At 62.9% G+C, this 22,008-nt stretch carries 18 protein-coding genes and 1 riboswitch; of the genes, 12 read left to right on the top strand and 6 right to left on the bottom strand.

Annotated elements, in window-relative coordinates:
* Positions 1–25: 25 nt before the first annotated feature.
* From ADIAG_RS09235 to ADIAG_RS09190, 10 genes are all read left to right on the top strand, one after another.
* Positions 26–757, top strand: a complete 732-nt coding sequence (locus tag ADIAG_RS09235; protein WP_043474337.1) for a VIT1/CCC1 transporter family protein — start codon at positions 26–28, stop codon at positions 755–757.
* Positions 758–894: 137 nt separating this feature from the next.
* Positions 895–1,482 (top strand): hypothetical protein, encoded by a 588-nt coding sequence (locus ADIAG_RS09230; RefSeq protein ID WP_007271079.1) that lies wholly within the window; start codon positions 895–897, stop codon positions 1,480–1,482.
* 167 nt (positions 1,483–1,649) lie between these two features.
* Positions 1,650–1,750: riboswitch (glycine riboswitch) on the top strand.
* Positions 1,751–1,921: 171 nt separating this feature from the next.
* Positions 1,922–4,759 carry an aminomethyl-transferring glycine dehydrogenase gene (gene gcvP, locus ADIAG_RS09225; protein ID WP_007271078.1) on the top strand — a complete coding sequence of 946 codons (2,838 nt, stop codon included), beginning with the start codon at positions 1,922–1,924 and terminating at the stop codon, positions 4,757–4,759.
* A gap of 39 nt (positions 4,760–4,798) precedes the next feature.
* Positions 4,799–5,911 (top strand): glycine cleavage system aminomethyltransferase GcvT, encoded by a 1,113-nt coding sequence (gene gcvT, locus ADIAG_RS09220; RefSeq protein ID WP_007271077.1) that lies wholly within the window; start codon positions 4,799–4,801, stop codon positions 5,909–5,911.
* Between the two features lie 91 nt (positions 5,912–6,002).
* A complete protein-coding gene (gene gcvH / locus ADIAG_RS09215; protein ID WP_007271076.1) occupies positions 6,003–6,383 on the top strand; it encodes a glycine cleavage system protein GcvH in 381 nt (126 codons plus the stop codon).
* The gene (gene glyA, locus ADIAG_RS09210) at positions 6,380–7,699 is read left to right on the top strand and encodes a serine hydroxymethyltransferase (RefSeq protein ID WP_007271075.1); all 1,320 of its coding nucleotides are present in this window, start codon (positions 6,380–6,382) and stop codon (positions 7,697–7,699) included. Before gcvH ends, glyA begins: the two co-directional genes overlap by 4 nt.
* Before the next feature lie 161 nt (positions 7,700–7,860).
* On the top strand, positions 7,861–9,270 hold the full coding sequence (locus tag ADIAG_RS09205; protein WP_007271074.1) for an L-serine ammonia-lyase: 1,410 nt from the start codon (positions 7,861–7,863) through the stop codon (positions 9,268–9,270).
* A 134-nt stretch (positions 9,271–9,404) separates the two neighbouring features.
* A complete protein-coding gene (locus tag ADIAG_RS09200; RefSeq protein ID WP_007271073.1) occupies positions 9,405–9,926 on the top strand; it encodes a GNAT family N-acetyltransferase in 522 nt (173 codons plus the stop codon).
* Between the two features lie 500 nt (positions 9,927–10,426).
* Positions 10,427–11,785: a magnesium transporter gene (gene mgtE / locus ADIAG_RS09195; RefSeq protein ID WP_007271072.1), complete on the top strand. Its 1,359-nt coding sequence runs from the start codon at positions 10,427–10,429 to the stop codon at positions 11,783–11,785.
* A 197-nt stretch (positions 11,786–11,982) separates the two neighbouring features.
* Positions 11,983–13,128, top strand: coding sequence for a baeRF2 domain-containing protein (locus ADIAG_RS09190; RefSeq protein ID WP_007271071.1), 1,146 nt, complete (start codon positions 11,983–11,985; stop codon positions 13,126–13,128).
* Positions 13,129–13,221: 93 nt separating this feature from the next.
* Here ADIAG_RS09190 and ADIAG_RS09185 read toward each other — a convergent pair whose 3' ends face one another.
* Entirely contained in the window at positions 13,222–14,274 is a 1,053-nt protein-coding gene (locus ADIAG_RS09185) for a metal ABC transporter solute-binding protein, Zn/Mn family (protein WP_007271070.1), read from the bottom strand.
* Between the two features lie 76 nt (positions 14,275–14,350).
* Positions 14,351–15,661, bottom strand: a complete 1,311-nt coding sequence (locus ADIAG_RS09180; RefSeq protein WP_007271069.1) for a YibE/F family protein — start codon at positions 15,659–15,661, stop codon at positions 14,351–14,353.
* Positions 15,662–16,094: 433 nt separating this feature from the next.
* Here ADIAG_RS09180 and ADIAG_RS09175 point away from each other — a divergent pair, with 433 nt between their 5' ends.
* A complete protein-coding gene (locus tag ADIAG_RS09175) occupies positions 16,095–16,268 on the top strand; it encodes a hypothetical protein (protein WP_161623952.1) in 174 nt (57 codons plus the stop codon).
* A 382-nt stretch (positions 16,269–16,650) separates the two neighbouring features.
* On the opposite strand, the gene ADIAG_RS09170 is transcribed toward ADIAG_RS09175, so the two are convergent.
* The gene (locus ADIAG_RS09170; protein ID WP_152426108.1) at positions 16,651–17,049 is read right to left on the bottom strand and encodes a hypothetical protein; all 399 of its coding nucleotides are present in this window, start codon (positions 17,047–17,049) and stop codon (positions 16,651–16,653) included.
* A gap of 225 nt (positions 17,050–17,274) precedes the next feature.
* On the opposite strand from ADIAG_RS09170, the gene ADIAG_RS09165 reads away from it, so the two are divergent.
* Positions 17,275–18,465 (top strand): Fic family protein, encoded by a 1,191-nt coding sequence (locus ADIAG_RS09165; RefSeq protein WP_200859386.1) that lies wholly within the window; start codon positions 17,275–17,277, stop codon positions 18,463–18,465.
* A gap of 104 nt (positions 18,466–18,569) precedes the next feature.
* Here ADIAG_RS09165 and ADIAG_RS09160 read toward each other — a convergent pair whose 3' ends face one another.
* The 3 genes from ADIAG_RS09160 to ADIAG_RS09150 form a co-directional block, all read right to left on the bottom strand.
* Positions 18,570–19,004 carry a DUF2975 domain-containing protein gene (locus tag ADIAG_RS09160; RefSeq protein WP_007271066.1) on the bottom strand — a complete coding sequence of 145 codons (435 nt, stop codon included), beginning with the start codon at positions 19,002–19,004 and terminating at the stop codon, positions 18,570–18,572.
* Between the two features lie 225 nt (positions 19,005–19,229).
* Positions 19,230–20,426: an MFS transporter gene (locus ADIAG_RS09155; RefSeq protein ID WP_161623951.1), complete on the bottom strand. Its 1,197-nt coding sequence runs from the start codon at positions 20,424–20,426 to the stop codon at positions 19,230–19,232.
* A gap of 425 nt (positions 20,427–20,851) precedes the next feature.
* Positions 20,852–21,892, bottom strand: coding sequence for a PDDEXK nuclease domain-containing protein (locus tag ADIAG_RS09150; protein WP_007271063.1), 1,041 nt, complete (start codon positions 21,890–21,892; stop codon positions 20,852–20,854).
* Positions 21,893–22,008: the final 116 nt, after the last annotated feature.

Below are 22,008 nucleotides of genomic sequence, written 5' to 3'. Positions count from 1 at the left end.
GGACTTGAGTGTTTTGCTGGGGAGCATGAATGGGCAAGAAGAACCTCAGCTGCAGCACCATGATGAACCACACGACACCGGAGTTGCCGAACGGCTGAACAAGTTGCGCGCCGGGGTACTGGGCGCCAACGACGGGATCGTGTCCGTCGCTGCCGTGGTGATCGGCGTAGCCAGTGCCACCACGGCCACGGGCCCGGTGCTGACAGCAGGTGCCGCAGCGTTGATCGGCGGGGCCATCTCCATGGCGCTGGGCGAATACGTCTCGGTATCCAGCTCGGCCGATTCGCAAAAAGCGCTCATCGAAAAAGAACGCCTGGAACTCAAACAGATGCCCGAGGAGGAACTGGCCGAACTGACCGGGCTCTACCAGGCCAAGGGCCTCAAGCCGGAGACCGCCGCGCAGGTGGCCCAGGAACTGACCGCCCATGATGCGCTGGCTGCACACCTGGACATCGAATTGCAGCTTGATGAAAACGAGGTGCTCAACCCCTGGAATGCGGCACTGGCCTCGGCGGTCGCCTTCACTGTGGGTGCCATGCTGCCTTTCGCCACCGCGGTGTTCCTGCCTATGGAATTGAAGATCCCGGTGACATTCATGGCCGTGATGCTGGCGCTGGGAATCACCGGCGCGCTCGGTGCCCGGCTGGGCGGGGCGCCCATGCTTCGACCGACGCTACGGGTGCTGATCGGCGGGGCCGCAGCGCTCGGGGTCACCTTTGCCATTGGTTCGTGGCTGGGGGTCACCGGGATCGTGTAGCTCCCACGTCGGGGTCATGATCTGGTTCCGGTCGCGGTTCGCCGGGCGCTGTCCGGTTTCTTCCCCGCCGACTAGGATGATCTGAACCTCAGCACGCGGAGGACCCGCGGTGCGGCATCAGGGAAAGGCCGTGTGCCATGCTGGAAACCACTTCACAGTCGTTCGAAAGTAACCCGTCGGCCTGCTGGCCGCGACCGGTTGCCTTCGGTGCCATCGCCGTGGTGGTCGCCACCGCTGGCTGGGTGGGATACCGGATGCTTGACCCGGTGGGTGCCGAACGCGGTGGTGGCCTCACGTGTTACAGCACGGGAACCCCCGGGACGTCGCCCGGCGCCATCACCACCCCGCACCTTGAGGTGAAACCGGGCAAGAAGGTCATTGTGCGGTCCATTGAGTTGCTGGGCTCCGTGAACTTCAGGCTGGTCGACGCCGGGGTCCAACACGTGGTTGGTGGCATCGGCGTGGAGCATTTTCCGGTGCGCACCGAGGGGACCGATGCGGAAGCGGCCTGGCGGGGGCTCGCCGAATTGCCTGCTGTGCTCGGCGGCGGCGCGACCGAATCCGCCATCATCGCCGTTGAGCCGGTGGACCGGGGCGCGGAGTCCTCATTCGATGGGGTGCGCATTGCCTATCGCAGCGCGTGGGGTATTCCCTATTCCGTCGAGCTGCCGATGGGTTTCGAAGCCAAACCCCATTGCCTGCTCGACGACGAGGGAGAAGAGTAAACAGTCATCCGCGTCGGCGCGGGGGGAGCAGACCGCCGACTCGAAGCCCCGGCATCCGCTGGTGAAGCGCCAATAGCGCGCAGTGGATTGGGCCGTCAGGTCCCATGTTGTATGGCTCACGCTTCGCCGGTAGGATGGTGACCGTGCCCCGCAAGGGGCGCAGCCACTGACATGCGGCGGGAGAGTCCCGTTCAACATTTGTTGGTCGGGCGCCGTAGGAGCAATTCCTCCCCGGGAAACTCTCAGGCCCCCGTACCGCCGCGAAGAGGCAACTCTGGAAAGCAGCAACATCGCCCCGGCGGTGATGCTCACCGAAGGTGCAAGCTCGTGCCGCCTACCATGGCACGACGCGGAAACTCTCAGGTCAAGCAACAGGGTCGGGGAGGGACTTGCAGCTCGTTCGGTGTGTACGCACGCCGATGACCCAATGGAGTTCCCCATGACCGTGACCCCGTCCGCTGAGTTCGTCGCCCGCCATATTGGCCCGCAAGGCAACGACATCGACACCATGCTTGCACAGCTTGGCTATTCCTCCCTCGACGAACTCGTCGACACGGCCGTCCCGGCCGATATCCGTCAGAGTGAACCACTGGATCTTCCCGCGCCGCGTTCCGAGGCCGAGGTCCTGTCCGACCTGCGCGAGCTGGCTGGGAAGAACATCATGAAGACCCAGATGATCGGCCAGGGTTTCTCCGACACCCACACCCCGCCGGTCATCCTGCGCAACGTACTTGAGGCTCCGGCCTGGTACACCGCCTACACCCCGTACCAGCCGGAGATCTCCCAGGGCCGCCTGGAAGCACTGCTGAACTTCCAGACCATGGTGATGGACCTGACCGGGCTGCCGATCGCCAACGCCTCGATGCTCGACGAGGCCTCCGCCGTCGCCGAGTCCGTGCTGTTGATGCGCCGCGCCAACAAGGCCAAGGCCGACGCTAAGACCGTGCTGGATTCCAACCTCTTCCCGCAGACCGTTGCCGTGGTGCAGGGCCGCGCGGACGCCCTGGGCTTCGAAGTCGAAATTGCCGACCTGTCCAGCGGCCTGCCCGAGGGTGAGATCTCTGGCATCGTGCTGCAGCAGCCGGGCAATGACGGTGCTGTCATCGACCACAGCGCCGTGATCGCCGCAGCCAAGGAGCGCGGTGCGATGGTCACCATCGCCGCCGACATTCTGGCCCTGACCATGATCGCCGCCCCGGGCGACCAGGGTGCAGACATCGCCGTGGGCAACACCCAGCGCTTCGGGGTCCCGCTGTTCTTCGGTGGCCCGCACGCCGCCTACTTGGCCGTGCGTAACGGCCTGGAGCGTTCCCTGCCCGGCCGCCTGGTCGGAGTATCCAAGGATGACACCGGAACCCCCGGTTACCGCCTGGCCCTGCAAACCCGCGAGCAGCACATCCGCCGCGAGAAGGCCACCTCCAATATTTGCACCGCCCAGGCGCTGTTGGCCATCACCGCGTCGATGTTCGGTGTATACCACGGTCCGGCCGGCGTCAAGGCCATCGCCCAGCGCACGCACAACCACGCACGCACCATCGCCACCGCGCTCTCCGGTGCCGGTCTGATTCTGGCCTCCGAGTCCTTCTTCGACACCGTGCAGGTCACCGTCGAGAACGCCGATTCCATCATCACTAAGGCCGAAGAAGCGAGCATCAACCTGCGCCGTGTGGATGCCACCACCGTGGGCATCTCCACCGATGAGACCACCACCGCTGCCCACGTGGCAGCGATCGCTTCGGTCTTCGGCATCGAGGGTGCGGCACCGAAGGCCGAGGGCTTCGAACTGCCCGCGGCCGTGCAACGCACCAGCGACTTCATGACCCACCCGATCTTCAACACCATCAAGTCCGAGACCCAGATGCTGCGCTACCTGCGCCGCCTCTCGGACCGCGACCTGGCACTGGATCGCACCATGATCCCGTTGGGCTCGTGCACCATGAAGCTGAACTCCACCGCCGAGATGGAATCCATCTCCTGGCCCGAGTTCGCCTCCATCCACCCCTTCGCCCCGGAACACCAGACCGCCGGCTGGCGCGAACTGATCACCGACCTCGAAGGCCGCCTGACCACCATCACCGGTTACGCCGGTGTCTCCATCCAGCCCAATGCCGGTTCGCAGGGCGAATACGCGGGCCTGCTGGCGATCAGCTCCTACCACCGTTCCAACGGCGATGACCAGCGCACGGTCTGTCTGATCCCTGCCTCCGCGCACGGCACCAACGCCGCCTCGGCGGTTCTGGCCGGCATGAAGGTCGTCGTGGTGAAGACCGCAGCAGATGGATCGATCGACGCCGCGGACCTGGATGCAAAGATCGAAGCCAATAAGGACACCCTGGCAGCGATCATGATCACCTACCCCTCCACCCACGGTGTCTACGACTCCGACGTGCGCGAGGTCTGCGACAAGGTCCACGGTGCCGGCGGTCAGGTCTACATCGATGGCGCCAACATGAACGCCCTGGTGGGCTTGGCCCAGCCGGGCAAGTTCGGCGGGGATGTCTCGCACCTGAACCTGCACAAGACCTTCTGCATCCCGCACGGCGGCGGCGGACCGGGCGTGGGACCGATCGGCGTGGCCGAGCACCTGATCCCGTTCCTGCCGGGCGACGCTTCGGGCACCTACTCGATGCGCGACGGCGTCCCGGTGGTTGCCACCATGTTCGGCTCCGCCGGCGTGCTGCCGATCTCCTGGGCCTACATCGCAATGATGGGCGGCGAAGGATTGACCAGCGCCACCAAGACCGCGATCCTTTCGGCGAACTACATCGCCTCGCGCCTCAACGCGTACTTCCCGATCCTGTTCACCGGCAACAAGGGCCTGGTCGCACACGAGTGCATCTTGGATCTGCGCGAGCTGACCAACAAGACCGGCGTCACCGCGGAGGATGTGTCCAAGCGCCTGATGGACTTCGGCTTCCACGCACCGACGCTCTCCTTCCCGGTCGCCGGCACCCTGATGGTTGAGCCGACCGAGTCCGAGGACCTGGCCGAGATCGAACGCTTCATTGAGGCCATGATCGCGATCCACGGCGAAATGGAGCAGGTGCTGGCCGGAGACTTCACCATCGAGGAATCTCCGCTGCGCCACGCCCCGCACACCGTGGCAGCCGTGGTCAACACCGCTTGGGACCGCAAGTACACCGTCGAGCAGGCGGCCTTCCCGGTCCGTGCCCTGCGCGTGGACAAGTATTTCCCGTCCGTGGGACGTATCGATGGCGCCGGTGGCGACAGGAACTTGATCTGCTCCTGCCCGCCGCCGGAAGCCTTCGAAAACTAATCCCAGACCACTCGTTTTTGCCTCACGAAAGGTAGCTTGATGAGCGACCCGAAAAAAACCTCCTTGCATGGAAAACATGCCGAGCTTGGTGCCTCCTTCACCGACTTCGGTGGCTGGGACATGCCGCTGAAGTACGCATCGGAATTGGCGGAGCACAAGGCCGTGCGCGCCACCGCCGGCCTATTCGATCTCTCCCACATGGGCGAGGTCTGGGTCCAGGGACCCGAGGCCGCGAAGTTCCTGAACTCCGCACTGGCAGGAAACCTGGCGGTGATGAAGGTGGGCCGGGCCAAGTACTCGGTCATTTGCAACGAAGCAGGCGGCATTATTGACGACCTGATCACCTACCGCCGCGGCGAGGAAAAGTTCCTCGTGGTGCCCAACGCCGGCAACGCTCCGGTGGTTGCCGCGGCACTGGCCGAACGCGCAGCCGGCTTCGACGTCACGGTCACCGACGCCTCGGATGAGACCTCGCTGATCGCCGTGCAGGGGCCGGCCTCCGTGGCCATCCTGCACGAACTCGTCGATGAAGCGACTAGGGGCCATGTCTCCGATATGAAGTACTACTCCGCGGATGACGCCACCGTGGCCGGCTTCGATGTGCTGCTGGCCCGCACCGGATACACCGGTGAGGACGGCTTCGAGCTGTACCTGCCCAACGAGCAGGCACCTGCCCTCTGGGATGCACTGATGACCGCCGGAGCTAACCACGGGCTGGTCCCCGCCGGACTGGCCTGCCGCGATTCGCTGCGACTGGAAGCCGGCATGCCGCTGTACGGCAACGAGCTTTCCCTCGAGGGCAACCCCTTCGAAGCCAACCTGGGCCCCATCGTCTCCTTCAAGAAGGAAGAGGACTTTGTGGGTCGGGCGGCCTTGGAAGCCATCAAGGCCGAAGGCCCCCGGAAGGTCCTGGTTGGGCTGAAGGGACTGGGCCGTCGCGCCGGCCGCGGCGGCTACCCGGTGTCCATCGACGGCACGCAGATCGGTGCCGTCACCTCCGGACAACCATCCCCGACCCTGGGATTCCCGGTGGCACTGGCCTACGTCGAGCCGGCCCATGCGGCCGTCGGCACCAAGGTCGATGTGGATCTTCGCGGCAAGCCGGAGGCCTTCGAGGTCGTCGCACTGCCGTTCTACACCCGAGCCAAGTAACGTTGTCGGTGGTGTTGGCGCCTCGTGTGCCTCCACCACCTGACAGCCAGCTAAATTCAGTACCCGTCATTCTTTGAGAGGAAATATCCACATGAGCAAGGTTCTTGCCTCCCTTCGTTACTCGGCCGAGCACGAATGGGTCGACGCCTCGACCCCGACCAAGGTCGGAATCACCCAGGTTGCGGCTGATGCGCTGGGCGACGTCGTGTACGTCGACCTGCCCGAGGTCGGCGACGCCATCACCGCAGGGGAGACCTGCGGCGAAGTCGAGTCGACCAAGTCGGTCTCCGACCTGTACGCACCTGTCACCGGCACCATCCTGGAAATCAACCAGGAAGCCATCGACAACCCGGCCATTCTGAATGAGGATCCATACGGCGCCGGCTGGCTGTTCACCGTCGAGGTCACCGCGGAAGGCCCGCTGCTTTCTGCAGCAGACTACGCCTCGGCCAATGGTGGGGACGTAGCATGACGGCAGTGTTTGAATCACTGGCCCCAGCGTCACTGACTCAAGACATCGGGACCCTGGATCCGGAGATTGCCCAACGCATCGACGCCGAACTGGCCCGCCAGCAGCGCGGCCTGGAAATGATTGCCTCGGAGAACCACACGGCCGTGGCCGTGATGCAGGCGCAGGGTTCGGTGGTCACCAACAAGTACGCCGAAGGCTACCCGGGACGCCGTTACTACGGCGGCTGCGAAGAAGTCGACGTCATTGAGACGCTGGCCATCGAACGGGTCAAGGCCCTGTTCGGTGCGGGTTTCGCTAACGTGCAGCCGCACTCCGGAGCTCAGGCTAACGCCTCGGTGATGCACGCGCTGATCCGTCCGGGCGACACCATCATGGGGTTGAACCTGGCCCACGGCGGGCACCTGACGCACGGGATGAAGATCAACTTCTCCGGGCGCCTCTACAACATCGTCCCGTACGGTGTCGAAGAGGACACCTTGGTGGTGGACATGGACAAGGTCGAGGCCCTGGCCATCGAGCACCAGCCCAAGATGATTGTCGCCGGCTGGTCAGCCTACCCGCGCCAGCTGGACTTCGAACGCTTCCGAGCGATCGCGGACAAGGTCGGGGCGTACCTGTTTGTGGACATGGCGCACTTCGCCGGTCTGGTCGCCGTGGGGTTGCACCCTTCCCCGGTGCCGCATGCACATGTGGTCTCCTCCACCACGCATAAGACCCTGGCCGGTCCACGTGGCGGGATCATCCTGACCAACGATGCTGACATCGCCAAGAAGATCAACTCCGCGGTGTTCCCCGGGCAGCAAGGTGGCCCGTTGGAGCATGTGATTGCCGGTAAGGCCGTGGCGTTCAAGATCGCCGCGACCGAGGAGTTCAAGGAACGTCAGGAGCGCACGCTGGCCGGGGCGCATATCTTGGCGGAGCGTTTGAATGCTCCTGATGTTGCTGCTGCGGGCATCAGCGTGTTGACCGGGGGCACCGATGTGCACCTGGTGCTGGTGGATCTGCGCCACTCGGAACTTGATGGGCAGCAGGGCGAGGATCTGTTGGCGAAGGTGGAGATCACGGTGAACCGCAATGCGGTGCCGTTTGATCCGCGTCCGCCGATGGTGACCTCGGGTCTGCGCATCGGTACTCCGGCGTTGGCGACCCGTGGTTTCTCGGAGGCAGCGTTTGTGGAGGTTGCGGACATCATTGCCGAGACCCTCATCGCCGGCACCCAGGAGAACAACGAGGCGACGCTCGCGGCCCTCAAGGACCGGGTGCATGCCCTAGCTAACGCCCACCCCCTATACCCTGAACTCGCCAAACTGGCCTAGTCCCGGATCACAGGCATGGCGCCACGAGCCCGGGAATCCGCTTGGACCCCGGGCTCGCGGTTTATGCGCCACTCATAGTGGCGTGCATCACAGGGCGCCTTCTTGGCGCAACAGCATTGGTACCAGCCAGTTCAAGCAATACTCGTAAAGGAAACACGTTCATGGCTATCAGCGTTTTTGATCTATTCACCGTAGGCATCGGGCCATCCTCATCGCACACCGTGGGGCCCATGCGTGCAGCACATGCCTTTGCCGCCAAACTGGTGCGCGAGGAACATGTGGAGGCAACCGCGAACCTGCGCGTCGACGTGTACGGGTCGTTGGCAGCCACCGGCCGCGGGCACGGAACCTTCACGGCCATCATGCTGGGCTTGGAGGGCTACGACCCCGAAGAGATCCTGCCCGCCGAAGTCGATGAACGCCTCGAGGAAATGGCTGCCACCGGCAAACTGCAGCTATGCAAGGCCGTCGGTTCCGGCAAGGAAATCGACTACAAGGTCGAGGACATGATCCAACATCCGCTGACGATCCTGCCTCGGCACACCAACGGCATGAAGATGGCTGCGCTCGACGCCGCGGGCAACGTCCTGGCCGAGGACACCTACTACTCGGTGGGCGGCGGATTCATCGTCCGTGAGGGTGCCGAGGACAAGATCGCGGCAAACATCGAAGAAGCCGTCAGCTCGCAGCCCTACCCGTTCACCACCGCGGCGAAGCTGCTGGAGCACTGTGCCACCACCGGCATGTCCATCGCCGGGGTCATGGCCGCCAACGAAGAGGTCTACCGCACCAAGGATGAGATCCGGGAGGGCCTGCTGCACATCTGGCAGGTCATGGAGGACTGCAAGGATTCGGCCCTGGAACGCGAAGGAGTGCTGCCCGGCGGGCTCAAGGTACGCCGCCGCGCCCCCGAGTGGCACAAACGCCTGGCCAAGGAAGACAAGGACCGCGACCCGGTGTACTGGCAGGAATGGGTGAACCTGGTCGCGCTGGCCGTCAATGAGGAAAACGCTTCCGGTGGCCGTGTGGTCACCGCTCCAACCAACGGGGCCGCGGGCATCATCCCCGCGGTCATGTTCTACGCAACCCATTACGCCCCGGGTGCCCAGTACTGGAACCAGGAGGAGCGTGAGGACGTGATCGTGCGTTTCATGCTCACGGCCGCGGCGATCGGCGTGCTCTACAAGGAGCAGGCCTCGATCTCCGGCGCCGAGGTCGGCTGCCAGGGCGAGGTCGGCTCGGCCTCCTCGATGGCCGCCGGCGGGCTGGCCGAGATCCTGGGCGGGACGGTGGACCAGGTGGAGAACGCCGCGGAAATCGCGATGGAACACAACCTCGGGCTGACCTGCGACCCGATCGGCGGGCTCGTGCAGATCCCGTGCATCGAGCGCAACGCGATCGCCGCCTCGAAGGCCATCAACGCCGCCAAGATGGCGCTGATGGGCGACGGGAAGCACCACGTGACCCTCGACGAGGTCATCATCACGATGCGCGAGACCGGCAAGGACATGAGCGACAAGTACAAGGAAACCGCGATGGGCGGCCTGGCCGTGAACGTCATCGAATGCTGAGCTTCTAAAACCGCCTCCGGCGGCTTCATGACGGCGGGTGGGGTCCGGCAACATCCAGAAACCCCACCCGCCGCGCCGGAATGCTTTGACCCGGTGGTCCGAGACCCTCGGGCCGGGCTGATAACCTACAAATCATGCTCTTGATCCGCCCCTTCACCTCCAGCGATGCCACCGAGGCGCTTGCCGCCCACACCGAATTGGACGCCGAGGACTTCGACTTCCTGCTCGGCTACTCGGCCCGACGCGGATTCGAGTCCTACCTGGAACAATTGCGGGCCCACGAAGAGGGGCTGGGTCTGCCTCCGGGCTGGGTTCGCTCCACCCTCTGGGGAGCCTTCGCCGAGGGGGAACTGGTGGGCCGCACCTCCATCAGGTTCGAGCTTAATGAGCACCTGCGAACCGTCGGCGGGAACATCGGCTACGCAGTGCGCCCGGGACAACGGATGCGCGGCTACGCCACTGAAATCCTGCGGCTTTCATTGGCGCAATTGGCCCAACGCAATATCGACCCGGCACTGGTGACCTGCCGTGACGACAATATCGGTTCGACACGAACCATCGAAGCCAATGGGGGAGTGCTGGAGAACATTGTGGAGGCCTCAGACGGGCCGACCAAACGTTATTGGGTCCCCACCACTGTCGTGCCCTGCAGCTGATCAGACAGGCAGCCGAGGCCAAGACCACCCGCATTGGCCCTTCGGGTCCGCGGTGGCCTAGGATAAGGACGGCGCCCGGACCCGGCGCGGCCCACCGGAAACGGCGGGCGCACGGGTATTGGCCGGGGGCCCAGACACGGATGGAGGTGACCGCACGCATGGACGACGGATCTAGTCGATCTACCAAACCGCGCGAGCATCACCTGTGTGCTCGGGAATCCCTCATCAACCAGCCGTGAACCATTCTTCTTCTTTCACCGGATGACCTTTGTCCCGGTGGGGAACGATGTCACCATCCTCTTCCCCGGGTAATCTGAACCCGGGGCGTTGATCCCTTCATGGCCCATGGTTGCGTGTGACCCTAGGGTTCTCGTGCCGCAGCAAGCACTGCGCGGTTGTGGTTTTACGTAATACCAGCCCACAACACCCATCCCTGGCACACTTCGCCGGCCACTACCGGCGCGATGAACCTGTGTGTCTGCACCGGAGGGAACCGGATCATGATCAAAACCCCTACCACCACTTTTGAGCAAAGCGCGGAGCAGCTGGCCAAGTCCCTGGCCACGAACGACATTGCCGCCATCGCCATGGTCTTCCACCCATTGGGGACCACCGAGACCCTGGAACAACTTGAACGGCTGAACACCATCGATCGGGCGCTGGCCTATCGAACGTTGCCCAAGGACCGGGCCGTGGAAGTCTTCGAGCGCCTTGACGCCTCGCTGCAGGCGGATCTGGTTGCCGGGTTGCAGGAGAAAGACGTCTCGGAGGTTTTTGCCGAGCTGAGCCCCGATGACCGGGTGGCGTTGCTCGATGAGCTGCCGGCCTCGGTGGCAAACCGGCTGATCCTGGGTCTGGATGAGAGGCAACGCGCGTTGACCAGCACCGTGCTGGGGTACCCGCAGGGCGCGGTGGGGCGTTACATGAGCCCGGAGTTCGTGATCACCCACCCGGAAATGAGTGTGGGCGAGACACTCGAACGTGTCCGTGCCCAGCTGGATGACGCCGAGAGCGTTTACACCATCATGGTCACCGACGCCGGCCGATGCCTGAAGGGGGTGGTGTCGCTGCGTGATCTGATGCGCGCCGAACCCGTTGAACGGGTCCAGGACATCATGAAGAAGCCGATCAGCGTCGAAGCCACCAGCGACGTGGAGGAAGCCGCGCGTTACTGTGCCGATGCCAAGGTGTTGGTCTTGCCGATCGTGGATGCCGAGGACCGGCTGGTCGGGATCTTGACCGTTGACGATGCCTTGCAGGTCCTTGAAGACGCCGAATCGGAGGATGCGGCACGCTCCGGTGGCACCGAGCCGCTGCGCCGTCCCTACCTGGCAACCCCTGTTCGTTCGATCGTCCGAGCCCGGGTGGTCTGGCTGCTGGTGCTGGCCCTGGGTGCGACGCTGACGGTCCAGGTCATTGGCGCCTTCGAGGCGACCCTCGAAGCGCAGGTGGTGCTCTCACTGTTCATCCCGTTGCTGATCGGCACCGGTGGGAACACCGGCAACCAGGCGGCCACCACCATCACCCGGGCCCTGGCGCTGGGCGATGTGCGACCACGGGACGTGTTTAAGGTGTTTGTGCGTGAGGTCCGGGTCGGCGCGCTCCTGGGCTTGTTGCTCGGGACCCTCGGCTTTGTCATCGCCGGGCTCGCCTTCGAGGTGTCCATTGGGCTGGTCATTGGGTTGACGCTGCTGGGGGTGTGCACCATGGCCGCGAGCATCGGCGGATTGATGCCGTTGCTGGGCAAGGCGGTGCGCGCGGATCCGGCGGTGTTCTCCAACCCGTTCATCTCCACCTTCGTGGATGCCGCCGGACTGATCATCTACTTCCTGATCGCCACCAGCGTGCTGGGGCTCTAGAAAATACGGCAAAGGGCACCTCGACATGCGTGTTGAGGTGCCCATCCCTGTACTTCGCGGCGGGTCATGGTGGGCATCATCGTACCTAATGAAATCGCTTTTGAGCAGACCCTTTCGGCAGGTCTCCAGCGATGCTACGGTGAGCAGACGGATCGAATCGGCACGCGGGAGCACCCCGCGTGGGAAGGAGCTCCCCCATGGCATCACGCGCAGGTTCCACAGGAATCGACGCCTCGCTCTACCGTCGAGAGGGCCAATGGTGTACCGCCCTCGTAGACGTTTCGCTGGGAACCACCTCGGCCCAGGAAGCTGTTGACTCGCTTCCCGGCCAGGTAGGAAAACTGCTTGGATCCCAACAAGCCTCGGATGCCGACATTGAGGCGCTGACCGCTGCGCTGGTGTCGGCAGAAGGCCATGCTTCCCCGGTTGCCCGCTTTGTGGCGGTGAACAACGGAGAGGTCGTGGTGGATGAAATCATTGATGGACTGAAGGTCGAGTTCGCGGACGTGGACTGCGGTCCCTTCCCGAATCTGGTGGCATTGGCCCGAGCCAGGGGAGGCCAATTCCCCTATCTTGTGGCCGAGGCCGGTAAGGATGGCGGCGAGGTGAGCCTTTACCATTCGTCGGTCAAGGGTGCCGATGAGTCCCGGGGAGTCACCGGGGACCCCGACGAAGCACATCACGCACGCAAGGTTCCGGGACAGTACGACGAACCCAAGAACCAGTCGAACACGGAGGAAATCTGGCGGCGCAATGCCGACGAATTGGCCAAGCAGATCGACGAGCTGGCCCGCGAAAACTATGTCAGGCTCATTGTGTTGGCCGGTGACGTCAAGGCTCGCGAGATGGTGGCCGGGATGCTCGCGGTGGCACACAAACCCATCACCAGCATCCTGGACCAGCACACCCGCACCGGCGGAGCCGACCAGGCAGCTTTTGCTGCGGCCGTGCAGGAACGGGTCGACGAAGTCTTGGGCCGAGACGTGCAGGAACTCTCCGAACGCGTGGCAAACCGCAGCGGAAGCGGCAGGCCGGAATTGGCCCTGGGCTTCGACGAAGTGGTCGCGGCATTGCAACAGGCGCAAGCGGCCACCGTGTTGGTGAATCAGTACCAGGACGACGAGACGCTCACCGCGCTGAATGCCGAGCCGTGGCTCTGCGGCGAGGATTCCGGAGACCATGCCGAATCGGTCATGGGTTCCTGGCCGGCACCGGAGGTGCTGCTGCGCGCCACCGCGCTCACCGACGCCTCGATCCGCTACGTCCCCGACGGGGTGTTGCCCGAGGGTACGGGGATTGCCGCGCTGCTGCGTTGGCCCAATGCCTCGGAGTCCGCCAGCTAAAGAAGTAGGTGCTTGGAGTACAAACTCCCGGGGGCCGCGAACCAATGGTTCGCGGCCCCCGGGAGTTTTTGTGCCGTGCTTAGCCCGTCTGCACTAGCTTGTCAGGGCCTCCAGGGCGCGGATGTTTGTATCCATCCAGGAGACATAGGTGGTGTTGGCCGGCAGGGTTTCGGTGAAGTCGATGACCGGGACCTGGGCGGCTTCGGCCAGAGCGCGGACCCGTTCGGTTTGCGGGCTTTCGGTCTGGGTGTTGTAGGCCAGCACGTCGATGGCGTCGTTGCTGAACAGTTTTTCCATCTCGTTGAGCGCTTGCGGGGAGATTTCGCCGCCGCCCTCGATGGATTCACTCAGGCCCTCGGGGGTGGCATCAGTCATGCCCGCATCCTCAAGCAGGTGGAAGGGTACCGGTTCGGTCATGGCGAACGCCGTGGATTCCAAGGGTCCCTGCAGCGCAGCAACCCGGGATTCGAGACCCCGGAGCTCGTCATTCAGCGCCGCAGCATTATTCTTGTAGGACTCGGCGTCTACGGGGCGGAGGGTTCCCAGACGTGTGGCGATTTCGTCCGTGAGTAGGCGCATGGATTCGAGGTCGTACCAGATGTGTTCGTTGTAGGCCGCATGGTCGTGACCGGCATGCGCGTCGGCACCTTCGGCTTCGCCGGTGTGCCCGTCCTCATGGTCGTGTCCTTCGTGCTCCGCCTCGGCGCGGTTGTGTCCTTCGTGCTCCGACTCGGCGCGCTCGTGTCCCTCGTGTTCGCCTTCGTCCTCGTGGGCGACCGGGGAGGTGTCCACGGCGTTGATCACCGCGGAATCTGGAAGCTCCAGGTCCTGGGCCAGCACGTCCATGAAGGCGTCATACCCGCCGCCGTTGGCGACCACCAGCTGGGCCTTGGAGAGCGAAAGCTTGTCACGCGAGGTCGCTTCGTAGGAATGCGGGTCTTGAGCCGGGGAATCGATCACGGGGGAGACCTCGATGGTGTCACCGCCGATCTGCTGGACCAGATCGGCGTACACCGTGGTGCTGGTGGCTACCCGGAGCTTGTCGGAGTCGGCGGGCTCCTGGCCGGTGTCGTTGCCACCGCATGCGGCCAGGGCGAGGGACCCGGCGAGGGCTAGGGGGAGAAGGATGCGGGTGCGGCGATTCATGAGGCTTTTTGGATCCTTTAGGAGTGGTGGTGCATTACTCGGATTTCCACCCTAACTTAAATAAGAATCATTCGCATTAGATGTTGAGGGGTGGCGCCGCGCCCACTTCGATCTCGCGGCCGTGGCCCGGATGCGTTGCTTCTCCGTCGTCCGGCGTTCCCAAGGATCGTCGTCCCGAAGGCTTGGCGCCCGAGCCCGTGGCTTTAACCACTGCCACGGCGATTGCGGTCGTCACCGGGATCGCTAAGACCAGACCGATGGAGCCCACCAGGATGCGGATGACCTCTTCAGCCATTTGCCCGGTGGTGAGGGAATCGAGCAGGGGCCGGTCATACAAGCTGACCAACACCAGGATCGGCAAGGCGGCACCGGCGTAGGCAAAGGCGATGGTGTACACGGTCGAGGCGATGTGGTCGCGACCGATGCGCATACCTGCGGTGAACAGCTGCTTGGCACTGGAATGCGGGGCGAGTTCCGCCAGTTCCCACACGGCTGAGGACTGGGTGATGGTCACGTCGTTGAGTACTCCCATGCCGGCGATGAGCAGGCCACACAACAGCAACCCGGAAAGGCTCAAGTCCGGCACCACGGTGCTCAACGTCAGCGCGGAATCATCGGTGGCTCCGGTCAGCGCAGCGGCATCGGTGGCCCAGACCGCAATGACGGCGGTGACACCGAGCCCGAACAAAGTGCCCAAAAGGGCTGTGGAGGTCCTGGCGGAGAAACCGTGAGCAAAATACAACGCGGCAAACATGACCACCGTGGCGGTGGTCAGCCCGACCAACGTCGGCGACTTGCCTTCGAGTAGCGCCGGGACCATGAAACCGATGATGAAGTACAGGCCGCCTACGAGTCCGGCCAAGGCCCGCAACCCGCGCCATCGCGCCACCAGGCATACCACCGCCACGTAGGCAAGGCCCAGCAGCACCAATGGCGTTGAACGGACAAAGTCAACAAACACGTAGGGTGCTGACGAGTCACTGGTGTGCGACATATCAAGGTATTTGATCTTGTCCTCGGCCTTCAGGGGCCGGGATTGGGTAGTTTCCGGCGGAACCTCAAGGGCGAAGGAGGCACCTCCCTCCGCTGGCGCGATATAGGAAATCTGGCATTGCAGTTCCTTGCCGCCGACTTGGTCCAATCCTTCGGTTGAGGGGCAGACCTCGCTGACCGTTCGGGTGACGGTGCCGGTAGACAATTCCGCGCCGTTTGCCGTTCCGAAGATGTCGCCCAGTGGTGACTTGGCAAGTCCGCCGCTGGGCCATAAGACAATGGTGGCCACCAGGGCGAGTACACCAATGGGGGCCAGTAGGATCCACAGGATCATGTTGGCGCGCCTGCGCCGGGCCGGGTCAACGAGTACGTCCGCGTGGTGGTGTCCACCCATGAATTTTCAGCTCCAGATCTTGTAGGGCCGGCTGTCCCCAAGGATTGCCCAAGGGAACAGTGTAACGATTCGAAGAGAACGGATGGTGTTTGCCGCCGAACGGCGCCAGTCATGCTCGTACAAAACGGACTGGGGGAGCAACCATGGACGAACTGAATCCTGTCCCGTGGCGAGACTCCAACGCATGAGGTTATCCCGCATTCGGGGTGTATATCCTGTGAAATCCGATGTCTATATTGAGCCGTCGGATCGCTGGATGACGTCGATCCCGGTGGTCGAGAGCTGGTGCTGCGGAGGGGGAACGCTTGGTGGGACAGCGGATACGGATCGCATCCCTGAAGTGCCTTTGATAAAGATGTTTTCAGTGGGGTCGCGCTAAGCAGCGAAGTTGCTGGCCTCGATCAGTTTTTCCTTGGATCGTATAGTTGACTTCATGATGATGACCAAAATTGCACGGACGAGCCTGGCCGTATCCATTGCGCTTTTAGTTGCCGGAGCGCTTGTTGTTACGTTCACTAATCTCGGCATACTGGGCTGGGCCTTAACTGGAATGGGAATCGTCGTTTTTATCATCGCGGTGACTCGGCCAAAACTGGCGCAGCAGTAGACGATTACCTGAAACTTGGTTAGGTTCGCACCGTTTTCAGATGGGAACCCTCACCGGGAAAGCAACCTCACGGGGTCGTTCACTGGCAGTGTAGCTAGACTCGGCGGATTGTCCTGGAAGCACGGACGTGCAGGACGACGCCTGTAGCAAAGCCTGCGACGCCTGCGACGGCCACAAGAGCGCCGAGCGCGACGAGAAGGGCTGAGCCGCCCGAGCCGAGGGTCAGGGCGAGCCCGCCGATGAGTAGGACTGTACCGACTGATCCGTATGTAGACGCTCTGGCTCTCATGGTCGAAGTCTACCGAGGACGCCTGCCCGCAAGCCGAACCTTCTGCGGGACGGCGCCCCACAGGTACAAATTACTCCGTGCTCTAGTGCAATCTCAATTTAAGGTTCGGAATGGGGGAGTGGCAGATCTGGTTCCAAAGAAGCAATCCTTAATCGACAGCCACCAAGAGGGGCCGGGGTCGCCTTTCCCGTCGAGTACGGCGAAGATTGAGAAGCCTTTCTCGGCAAACCACGCGAGATCTACAGCTGGCGATGCGAGTTCGCCTTGCCACCCAGGAACGCCCACGTCCACGGATGCCATCTTCAACTCACTAGCGTGTCTTTCAGCCCGGTCGAGTACTCCGGGTTCGGTGACGCCAGCCGGGTTCTCCACTGCGTCCCAGAGACGGTGCAGAATTGGGTAACGACCTGCTTCGAGTGCGGGCAGGTCGGCCGCCTCAATAGGCTCGTAGTAGTACTTGTCGGTCATCCTGAATCCCATCCGTGCTTTCAAGCTAAATCCTGCGTGGCTTGAGCCTACGGCACGCTCATATCGAATATCGGATATCGGATATCGGTTCAACTCGGCCTCCCGCATTTCCAACCGCAAACGGAACGGCTTGCGGGACACCCGAAACCGGACTCGTCCGCCGGACGGCGTCGCTTGGAGCAAATCAGAATAGCAGCGGCACATACCAATGCTTAATTACTTAACCATTGGTATGCTTGTGTCATGTCAATGTTTGAGCAGAACGTGGCCTGGCCACCACTCGGCTATGAAGAGCGGCCCTGGCACAACGTTCAAGACGATTATGGCTCACGCACGCAACGGCGCCGGGCTGCCGGACCGTATCTGGCGGCGGTGCCACCATTCATTTCCGGTCTGGAAATCCATATCGATGGCGAACTGCAAGCGCTGGCTGAAGAAGCAGCCAGTGAGCTTGCCCGCTTCGATGCCGAAGTGGGGCAGATTGCAGCACCATTCGCATCCATTCTCTTGCGCACCGAAAGTGCCTCCAGCTCAGAGATTGAGAACCTAACCAGCGGCGCGCGACAGATCGCGTTGGCGGAGCTCGGTGAGCACGCCTCGAGGAATGCGCAGCTGATCGTGGGCAACGTCAGAGCCATGCAAGCAGCTCTTGCACTGTCCGAATCCATTGATGGCCACGCCATCCTGGAAATGCACCGCGCGCTACTCGAGCAAAGCAACCCCGACATCGTCGGCCATTGGCGTGATCAGCAGGTGTGGATCGGAGGGGGGAGCCTCGGGCCCCACACCGCACAGTTCGTTCCGCCCCATCACGAACGAGTCGCCGCACTCATGGACGATCTTGTCGCTTTCGCCAATCGCGTTGACCTTCCTGTTCTTGTTCAGACCGCGATTACCCATGCCCAATTCGAAACGATCCATCCATTCCCCGACGGCAATGGCAGAGTCGGTCGAGCGCTTATCCAGGCGATGCTGCGTGGGGGGAAGCTAACGCGCAATGTCGCCGTTCCGGTCTCCGCGGGTTTGCTCCACGACACGGGTCGTTATTTCGATGCCCACGGTGCTTACCGATCCGGGGACATCGCACCGATAGTCCGCTCCATCGCTGAGGCATCGTTCGCGGCGGTTCACAATGGTCGTATCCTCGTCGACGACTTGGAAACCGTCCAGCTTGAGTGGCGCGACCGCGTTAAGGCAAGGCGAGACTCCGCGGCCCACCGGCTCGTGAGTATCCTCCTTCGCCAGCCAGTTATTGACAGCGCCGCCGCTGCAACTCAACTTGGCATCTCAGCCGTCAACGCCCAGGTCGCTATCAACCGCCTTGTCGATGCCGGTGTCTTGGTTCAAATCTCGAGCGGAAGACGCAACCGCATTTGGCTGGCGGAAGATGTTGTACGGGTTCTTGACGAGTTCGGCGCTCGGGCCAAGAGACGCCGATAGGGGAACCCTCTACGGGACACTTTTCCCATCGCGGCTTGTTCCATGTTCTATACCCAGGCCGGCTGACCGGGTTCTAGGGCTTGGGTCGGCGCTGAGGGGCGGGCTCAGCTTTTCCAGTATTGCCGTGCCAGGGGCCTAGTTCCCAGAAATAGTGCAAGTGAGCCAGCGGCGATCATGGCCAGGATTCCTCCGCCGATGAGTCCGAGCATCACGCCCGGCGGTGTGTATCCCATAATGTTCAGCGTGATAAAGGCTGCCAAAACGAGCACGATGAAGGCGAGTATGCAACCGATCATTGCTTGAATCCACCCGTAGTTCGAGGCATCGAGCCCGTGGTCGCGAGCTAGGTGGACGAGCTTAAACCCTATGACCGCAGCAACTTGCCAGCAGGCGATGGCGATTGCGATTGGATTGACTTCCGGGAACACCGCGACCACGCTCCTGACTTCGGAAGGCAAAATCCAAACTTGCGTGACAACGGACAAGACCAGAAGGACGAGAAGAACTGCTGTCAACGCGAACAAATTTCTACGGCGCATATCGGTCTCCTACGATTTCGGGGCGACCGGCATGGATAGTACTGGGGCATGTCGCTAGCCATCTTGTCTGTTGGCGATAGCCTACCCGCGTGTCTCAACGGGACTGCTGTACTCCGTTGATTTTCCAGACGTGGGCGTTGAAAGCCATGCAAGGGCGCTTCCTGAGGTCAAAACGTTCAATCCTTACTCTTGAGATTCTGGCCTCGGAGTCGCCAAGTCCCGCGATCATTGGTGTTGTCGTTGGCGCAGGAGGGGGATGGCGATGAGCAAGGGTGCGATGACAACCGCCCCCAGCGAGAGGACCAGTGCGAGGATGGTGGGGTTGGCTGTTCCCCAGACGAGCATGCTGACATAGGCCGCAGCGGCTCCGAGCCGGCCGATATTGGACCAGCGTGCGTAGAGACGGCCCAAGTCCCGGTCGGGAGTACGCGCCACAACGTATCGGTCGGTGAGAATGCCCTCGGGCCCGAAACAAATGCCCCAGGCAAACCAGGAAATCAGGATCGTCCACCAAGGTCCGAGCATTCCCGCAGCGGCGATCAGCCCGTAGGCCCCCGCCGAGATCAACAGCACCCGAGGAAGATGACGATCGCGCCACCGGATGAGGCCCGCAACCCAGCCGCCAATCACCGCACCAAAGCTGTAGATGGCCAACGCATAGCCATAAGCGCCAGCAGGGGCTGAACTGTCTTGCTCTAAGTGCGGGACACCGACAGCGACTACGACGCCGACAAGGAATGAACTGAGGAAGGTCGCCATGAAGACGGCGCCGATCAGCCGGGGCTTTTCCGGTTTGCTGGTTTTCTGGCCCGGAGGGTTCTTCTCGCGCGGGGAACCTTTGGGTAACGGTGCCACAGGAATAATGACCAGGACCGCGATCACCATGAGCCCGATGCTGGCCCACAAGGCACCGGCAACACCAACAGTTCCGAACAGGAGCCCGCCGAGGGCCGGGCCGATCATCTGAGAGAGGGTCTGCCCAACGTTGCGCATGACCGCCACGGCTTGCAGGTCGTGCCGGAAGATGGACCTGACTCCGGCCTCGGCTGCCGGATTGTCGAAAGCACCCAGCGCACCCAGCACGATGCCAAGGACTGCGAGGAACAGCACCTGCTCGTGCCACACCAGGATCGCTGTGGCGCACAGCATCCGGACAAGGTAGTTGGCGACTAACAAGTATTTGCGCTGATACCGGTCGGCCAACCACCCTCCCAGGTGCGCCATGACGATCCCCAGCAGCATCCTGCCCAGGAACACCAGGGCGACTGCGCTGACATCCTGCGTCACGGCGTAGACCGCCACCGGCACCAGTACCGAGATGATGCCGTCGGCGAGTTCAGCGGCCCAGAAACTTGCCAGCAGGGGACCGGCCTGCCGGTCGCGCAGCGGGGCAAGCAGCTTCATCGAGGTGCGAGGGGTCATGCTGAGCATGCTACGGCCTCACCTGAGTTTGAAGGCAATCATGCGGTGTCCCCGCGAGCCGTTGCACTGCCGTGAAAATTCACGGGATAGCGAACCGGCTCTGTCGTTTTCCGAAGTCAACTGAACGGAATATCAGAAGCCGTCTGCACTACCTAGGTGCGTTCGCAAGGAGAAGGTGGTGGGGCCCTGCGTCAGGCACCCACCACTGCTGGCTCGGTGCCTAACCCTTGCCGAGCGTGGATCCCGCCTTGGACTTCGCCGGTTTGCTCGAGGAATTCGAGGCGAGCTTCGCTCCCGCCTTGGAGAGCGCAGCCTTTGACGGCTTCGATGACTTGCCCATGTTTCACCTCCTTCCAGGGTGCCCCTGCCACTGGTGCAGATGGGCCACACCTTACAAGGCGGCTCCGACGGTTAGCGGCTGCAGGCTATTCGGTGGCCTCCGGGAGCGCGTCGAGGGCCGCGGTGAGTTGGTCCTCGGCTGGCACCAGTGCGCGGTCGGCGCTGGTGAGCTGGTCGTAGGTGTAGGCGGCGACGGCCATCGGGGAGGTGGACCGCCCGAGCGTGTAGCGCACGGTGTGGTCGTTCTTGCTGCCGCAAATGAGGATGCCCACGGTGGGGGAGTGGGCCTTGCGGCGGAGCTTGTCATCCACCAGTGCGACATAGAAGTTCAGTTTGCCTGCGAATTCGGGTTGGAATTTCCCGGTCTTGAGCTCGATGACGAAATAGCGCAGCTGCTCGACATGGAAGAACAGCAGGTCGAGGTAGAAATCATCGCCGTCCACTTCCAGGTGCACCTGGCGTCCGACGAAGGCGAACCCTGGTCCCATTTCGCGCAGGGTCTCCACGATGCGGTCCATGAGTGCCTGTTCCAGGTCGCGTTCGGCTACTTCGCCGGAAAGCCCGAGGAATTCGAAGGCGTAGGGGTCCTTGGCGACCTGTTGCGCCAATTCCGAATCGTCGGCGGCCAGATGTTGGGTGAAGTTCGACGGCGCGGTCCCGGTGCGCTGCATGGAGCGGTTCATCATCATGTTCATCAGGACGTTGCGGGACCATCCATATTCCACTGCTGCGGCCGAGTACCACTCACGTTCTTCAGGTGATTGGGCCTTGTCCAGGATGGTGCGGATGTGTCCCCAGGGCAATTGCGCCACAAGCTGTGGCACATTTGCCTCGGCGCCCCACTCGCTGGCCATGTTCCGCATGTATTGCAGGTTCCGTTGGGAGAAGCCGCGCATCTGGGGGAACTCCGCACGCAGGTCCTCGGCCAGCCGGCGGATGACCCCGGCGCCCCAGCCGTGGGCCTCTTGCCGGAGCAGGATCTGTCGGCCTATGCCCCAGTACAGGCCGATCAATTCCCTATTCACCCGGCGCTGGGCGGTGACCTGTGCCTGGCGCACTTGGTCCTTCAACGCCGCCAACACTTCGGCATAGTCGTCGGGAAGCGGAAGCAATTCGGCAGCGGTCATTCCTCCACCTTATCCAAACCTATGGGGTCCGCCTTGGCACGGGCTGAGGGACGCGTCCCGCCAGCAACGATCGGGGTGGGCATGGATCGGTCTCCGTTGCGCGGGGGCGTCCGCAA

The organism is Paeniglutamicibacter gangotriensis Lz1y (assembly GCF_000348945.1).
Classification (GTDB): Bacteria; Actinomycetota; Actinomycetes; order Actinomycetales; family Micrococcaceae; genus Paeniglutamicibacter; species Paeniglutamicibacter gangotriensis.
The sequence above is the reverse complement of the archived record's forward strand: the minus strand, read 5'-3'. Positions and strand labels throughout refer to the sequence as shown.

Excerpts from the sequence above, each read along its gene's own strand:
- ADIAG_RS09235 (WP_043474337.1), top strand. The coding sequence starts at position 26 with ATGAATGGGCAAGAAGAACCTCAGCTGCAGCACCATGATGAACCACAC.
- ADIAG_RS09230 (WP_007271079.1), top strand. The coding sequence starts at position 895 with ATGCTGGAAACCACTTCACAGTCGTTCGAAAGTAACCCGTCGGCCTGC.
- gcvP (WP_007271078.1), top strand. The coding sequence starts at position 1,922 with ATGACCGTGACCCCGTCCGCTGAGTTCGTCGCCCGCCATATTGGCCCG.
- gcvT (WP_007271077.1), top strand. The coding sequence starts at position 4,799 with ATGAGCGACCCGAAAAAAACCTCCTTGCATGGAAAACATGCCGAGCTT.
- gcvH (WP_007271076.1), top strand. The coding sequence starts at position 6,003 with ATGAGCAAGGTTCTTGCCTCCCTTCGTTACTCGGCCGAGCACGAATGG.
- glyA (WP_007271075.1), top strand. The coding sequence starts at position 6,380 with ATGACGGCAGTGTTTGAATCACTGGCCCCAGCGTCACTGACTCAAGAC.
- ADIAG_RS09205 (WP_007271074.1), top strand. The coding sequence starts at position 7,861 with ATGGCTATCAGCGTTTTTGATCTATTCACCGTAGGCATCGGGCCATCC.
- ADIAG_RS09200 (WP_007271073.1), top strand. The coding sequence starts at position 9,405 with ATGCTCTTGATCCGCCCCTTCACCTCCAGCGATGCCACCGAGGCGCTT.
- mgtE (WP_007271072.1), top strand. The coding sequence starts at position 10,427 with ATGATCAAAACCCCTACCACCACTTTTGAGCAAAGCGCGGAGCAGCTG.
- ADIAG_RS09190 (WP_007271071.1), top strand. The coding sequence starts at position 11,983 with ATGGCATCACGCGCAGGTTCCACAGGAATCGACGCCTCGCTCTACCGT.
- ADIAG_RS09185 (WP_007271070.1), bottom strand. The coding sequence starts at position 14,274 with ATGAATCGCCGCACCCGCATCCTTCTCCCCCTAGCCCTCGCCGGGTCC.
- ADIAG_RS09180 (WP_007271069.1), bottom strand. The coding sequence starts at position 15,661 with ATGGGTGGACACCACCACGCGGACGTACTCGTTGACCCGGCCCGGCGC.
- ADIAG_RS09175 (WP_161623952.1), top strand. The coding sequence starts at position 16,095 with ATGATGATGACCAAAATTGCACGGACGAGCCTGGCCGTATCCATTGCG.
- ADIAG_RS09165 (WP_200859386.1), top strand. The coding sequence starts at position 17,275 with ATGTTTGAGCAGAACGTGGCCTGGCCACCACTCGGCTATGAAGAGCGG.
- ADIAG_RS09160 (WP_007271066.1), bottom strand. The coding sequence starts at position 19,004 with ATGCGCCGTAGAAATTTGTTCGCGTTGACAGCAGTTCTTCTCGTCCTT.
- ADIAG_RS09155 (WP_161623951.1), bottom strand. The coding sequence starts at position 20,426 with ATGACCCCTCGCACCTCGATGAAGCTGCTTGCCCCGCTGCGCGACCGG.
- ADIAG_RS09150 (WP_007271063.1), bottom strand. The coding sequence starts at position 21,892 with ATGACCGCTGCCGAATTGCTTCCGCTTCCCGACGACTATGCCGAAGTG.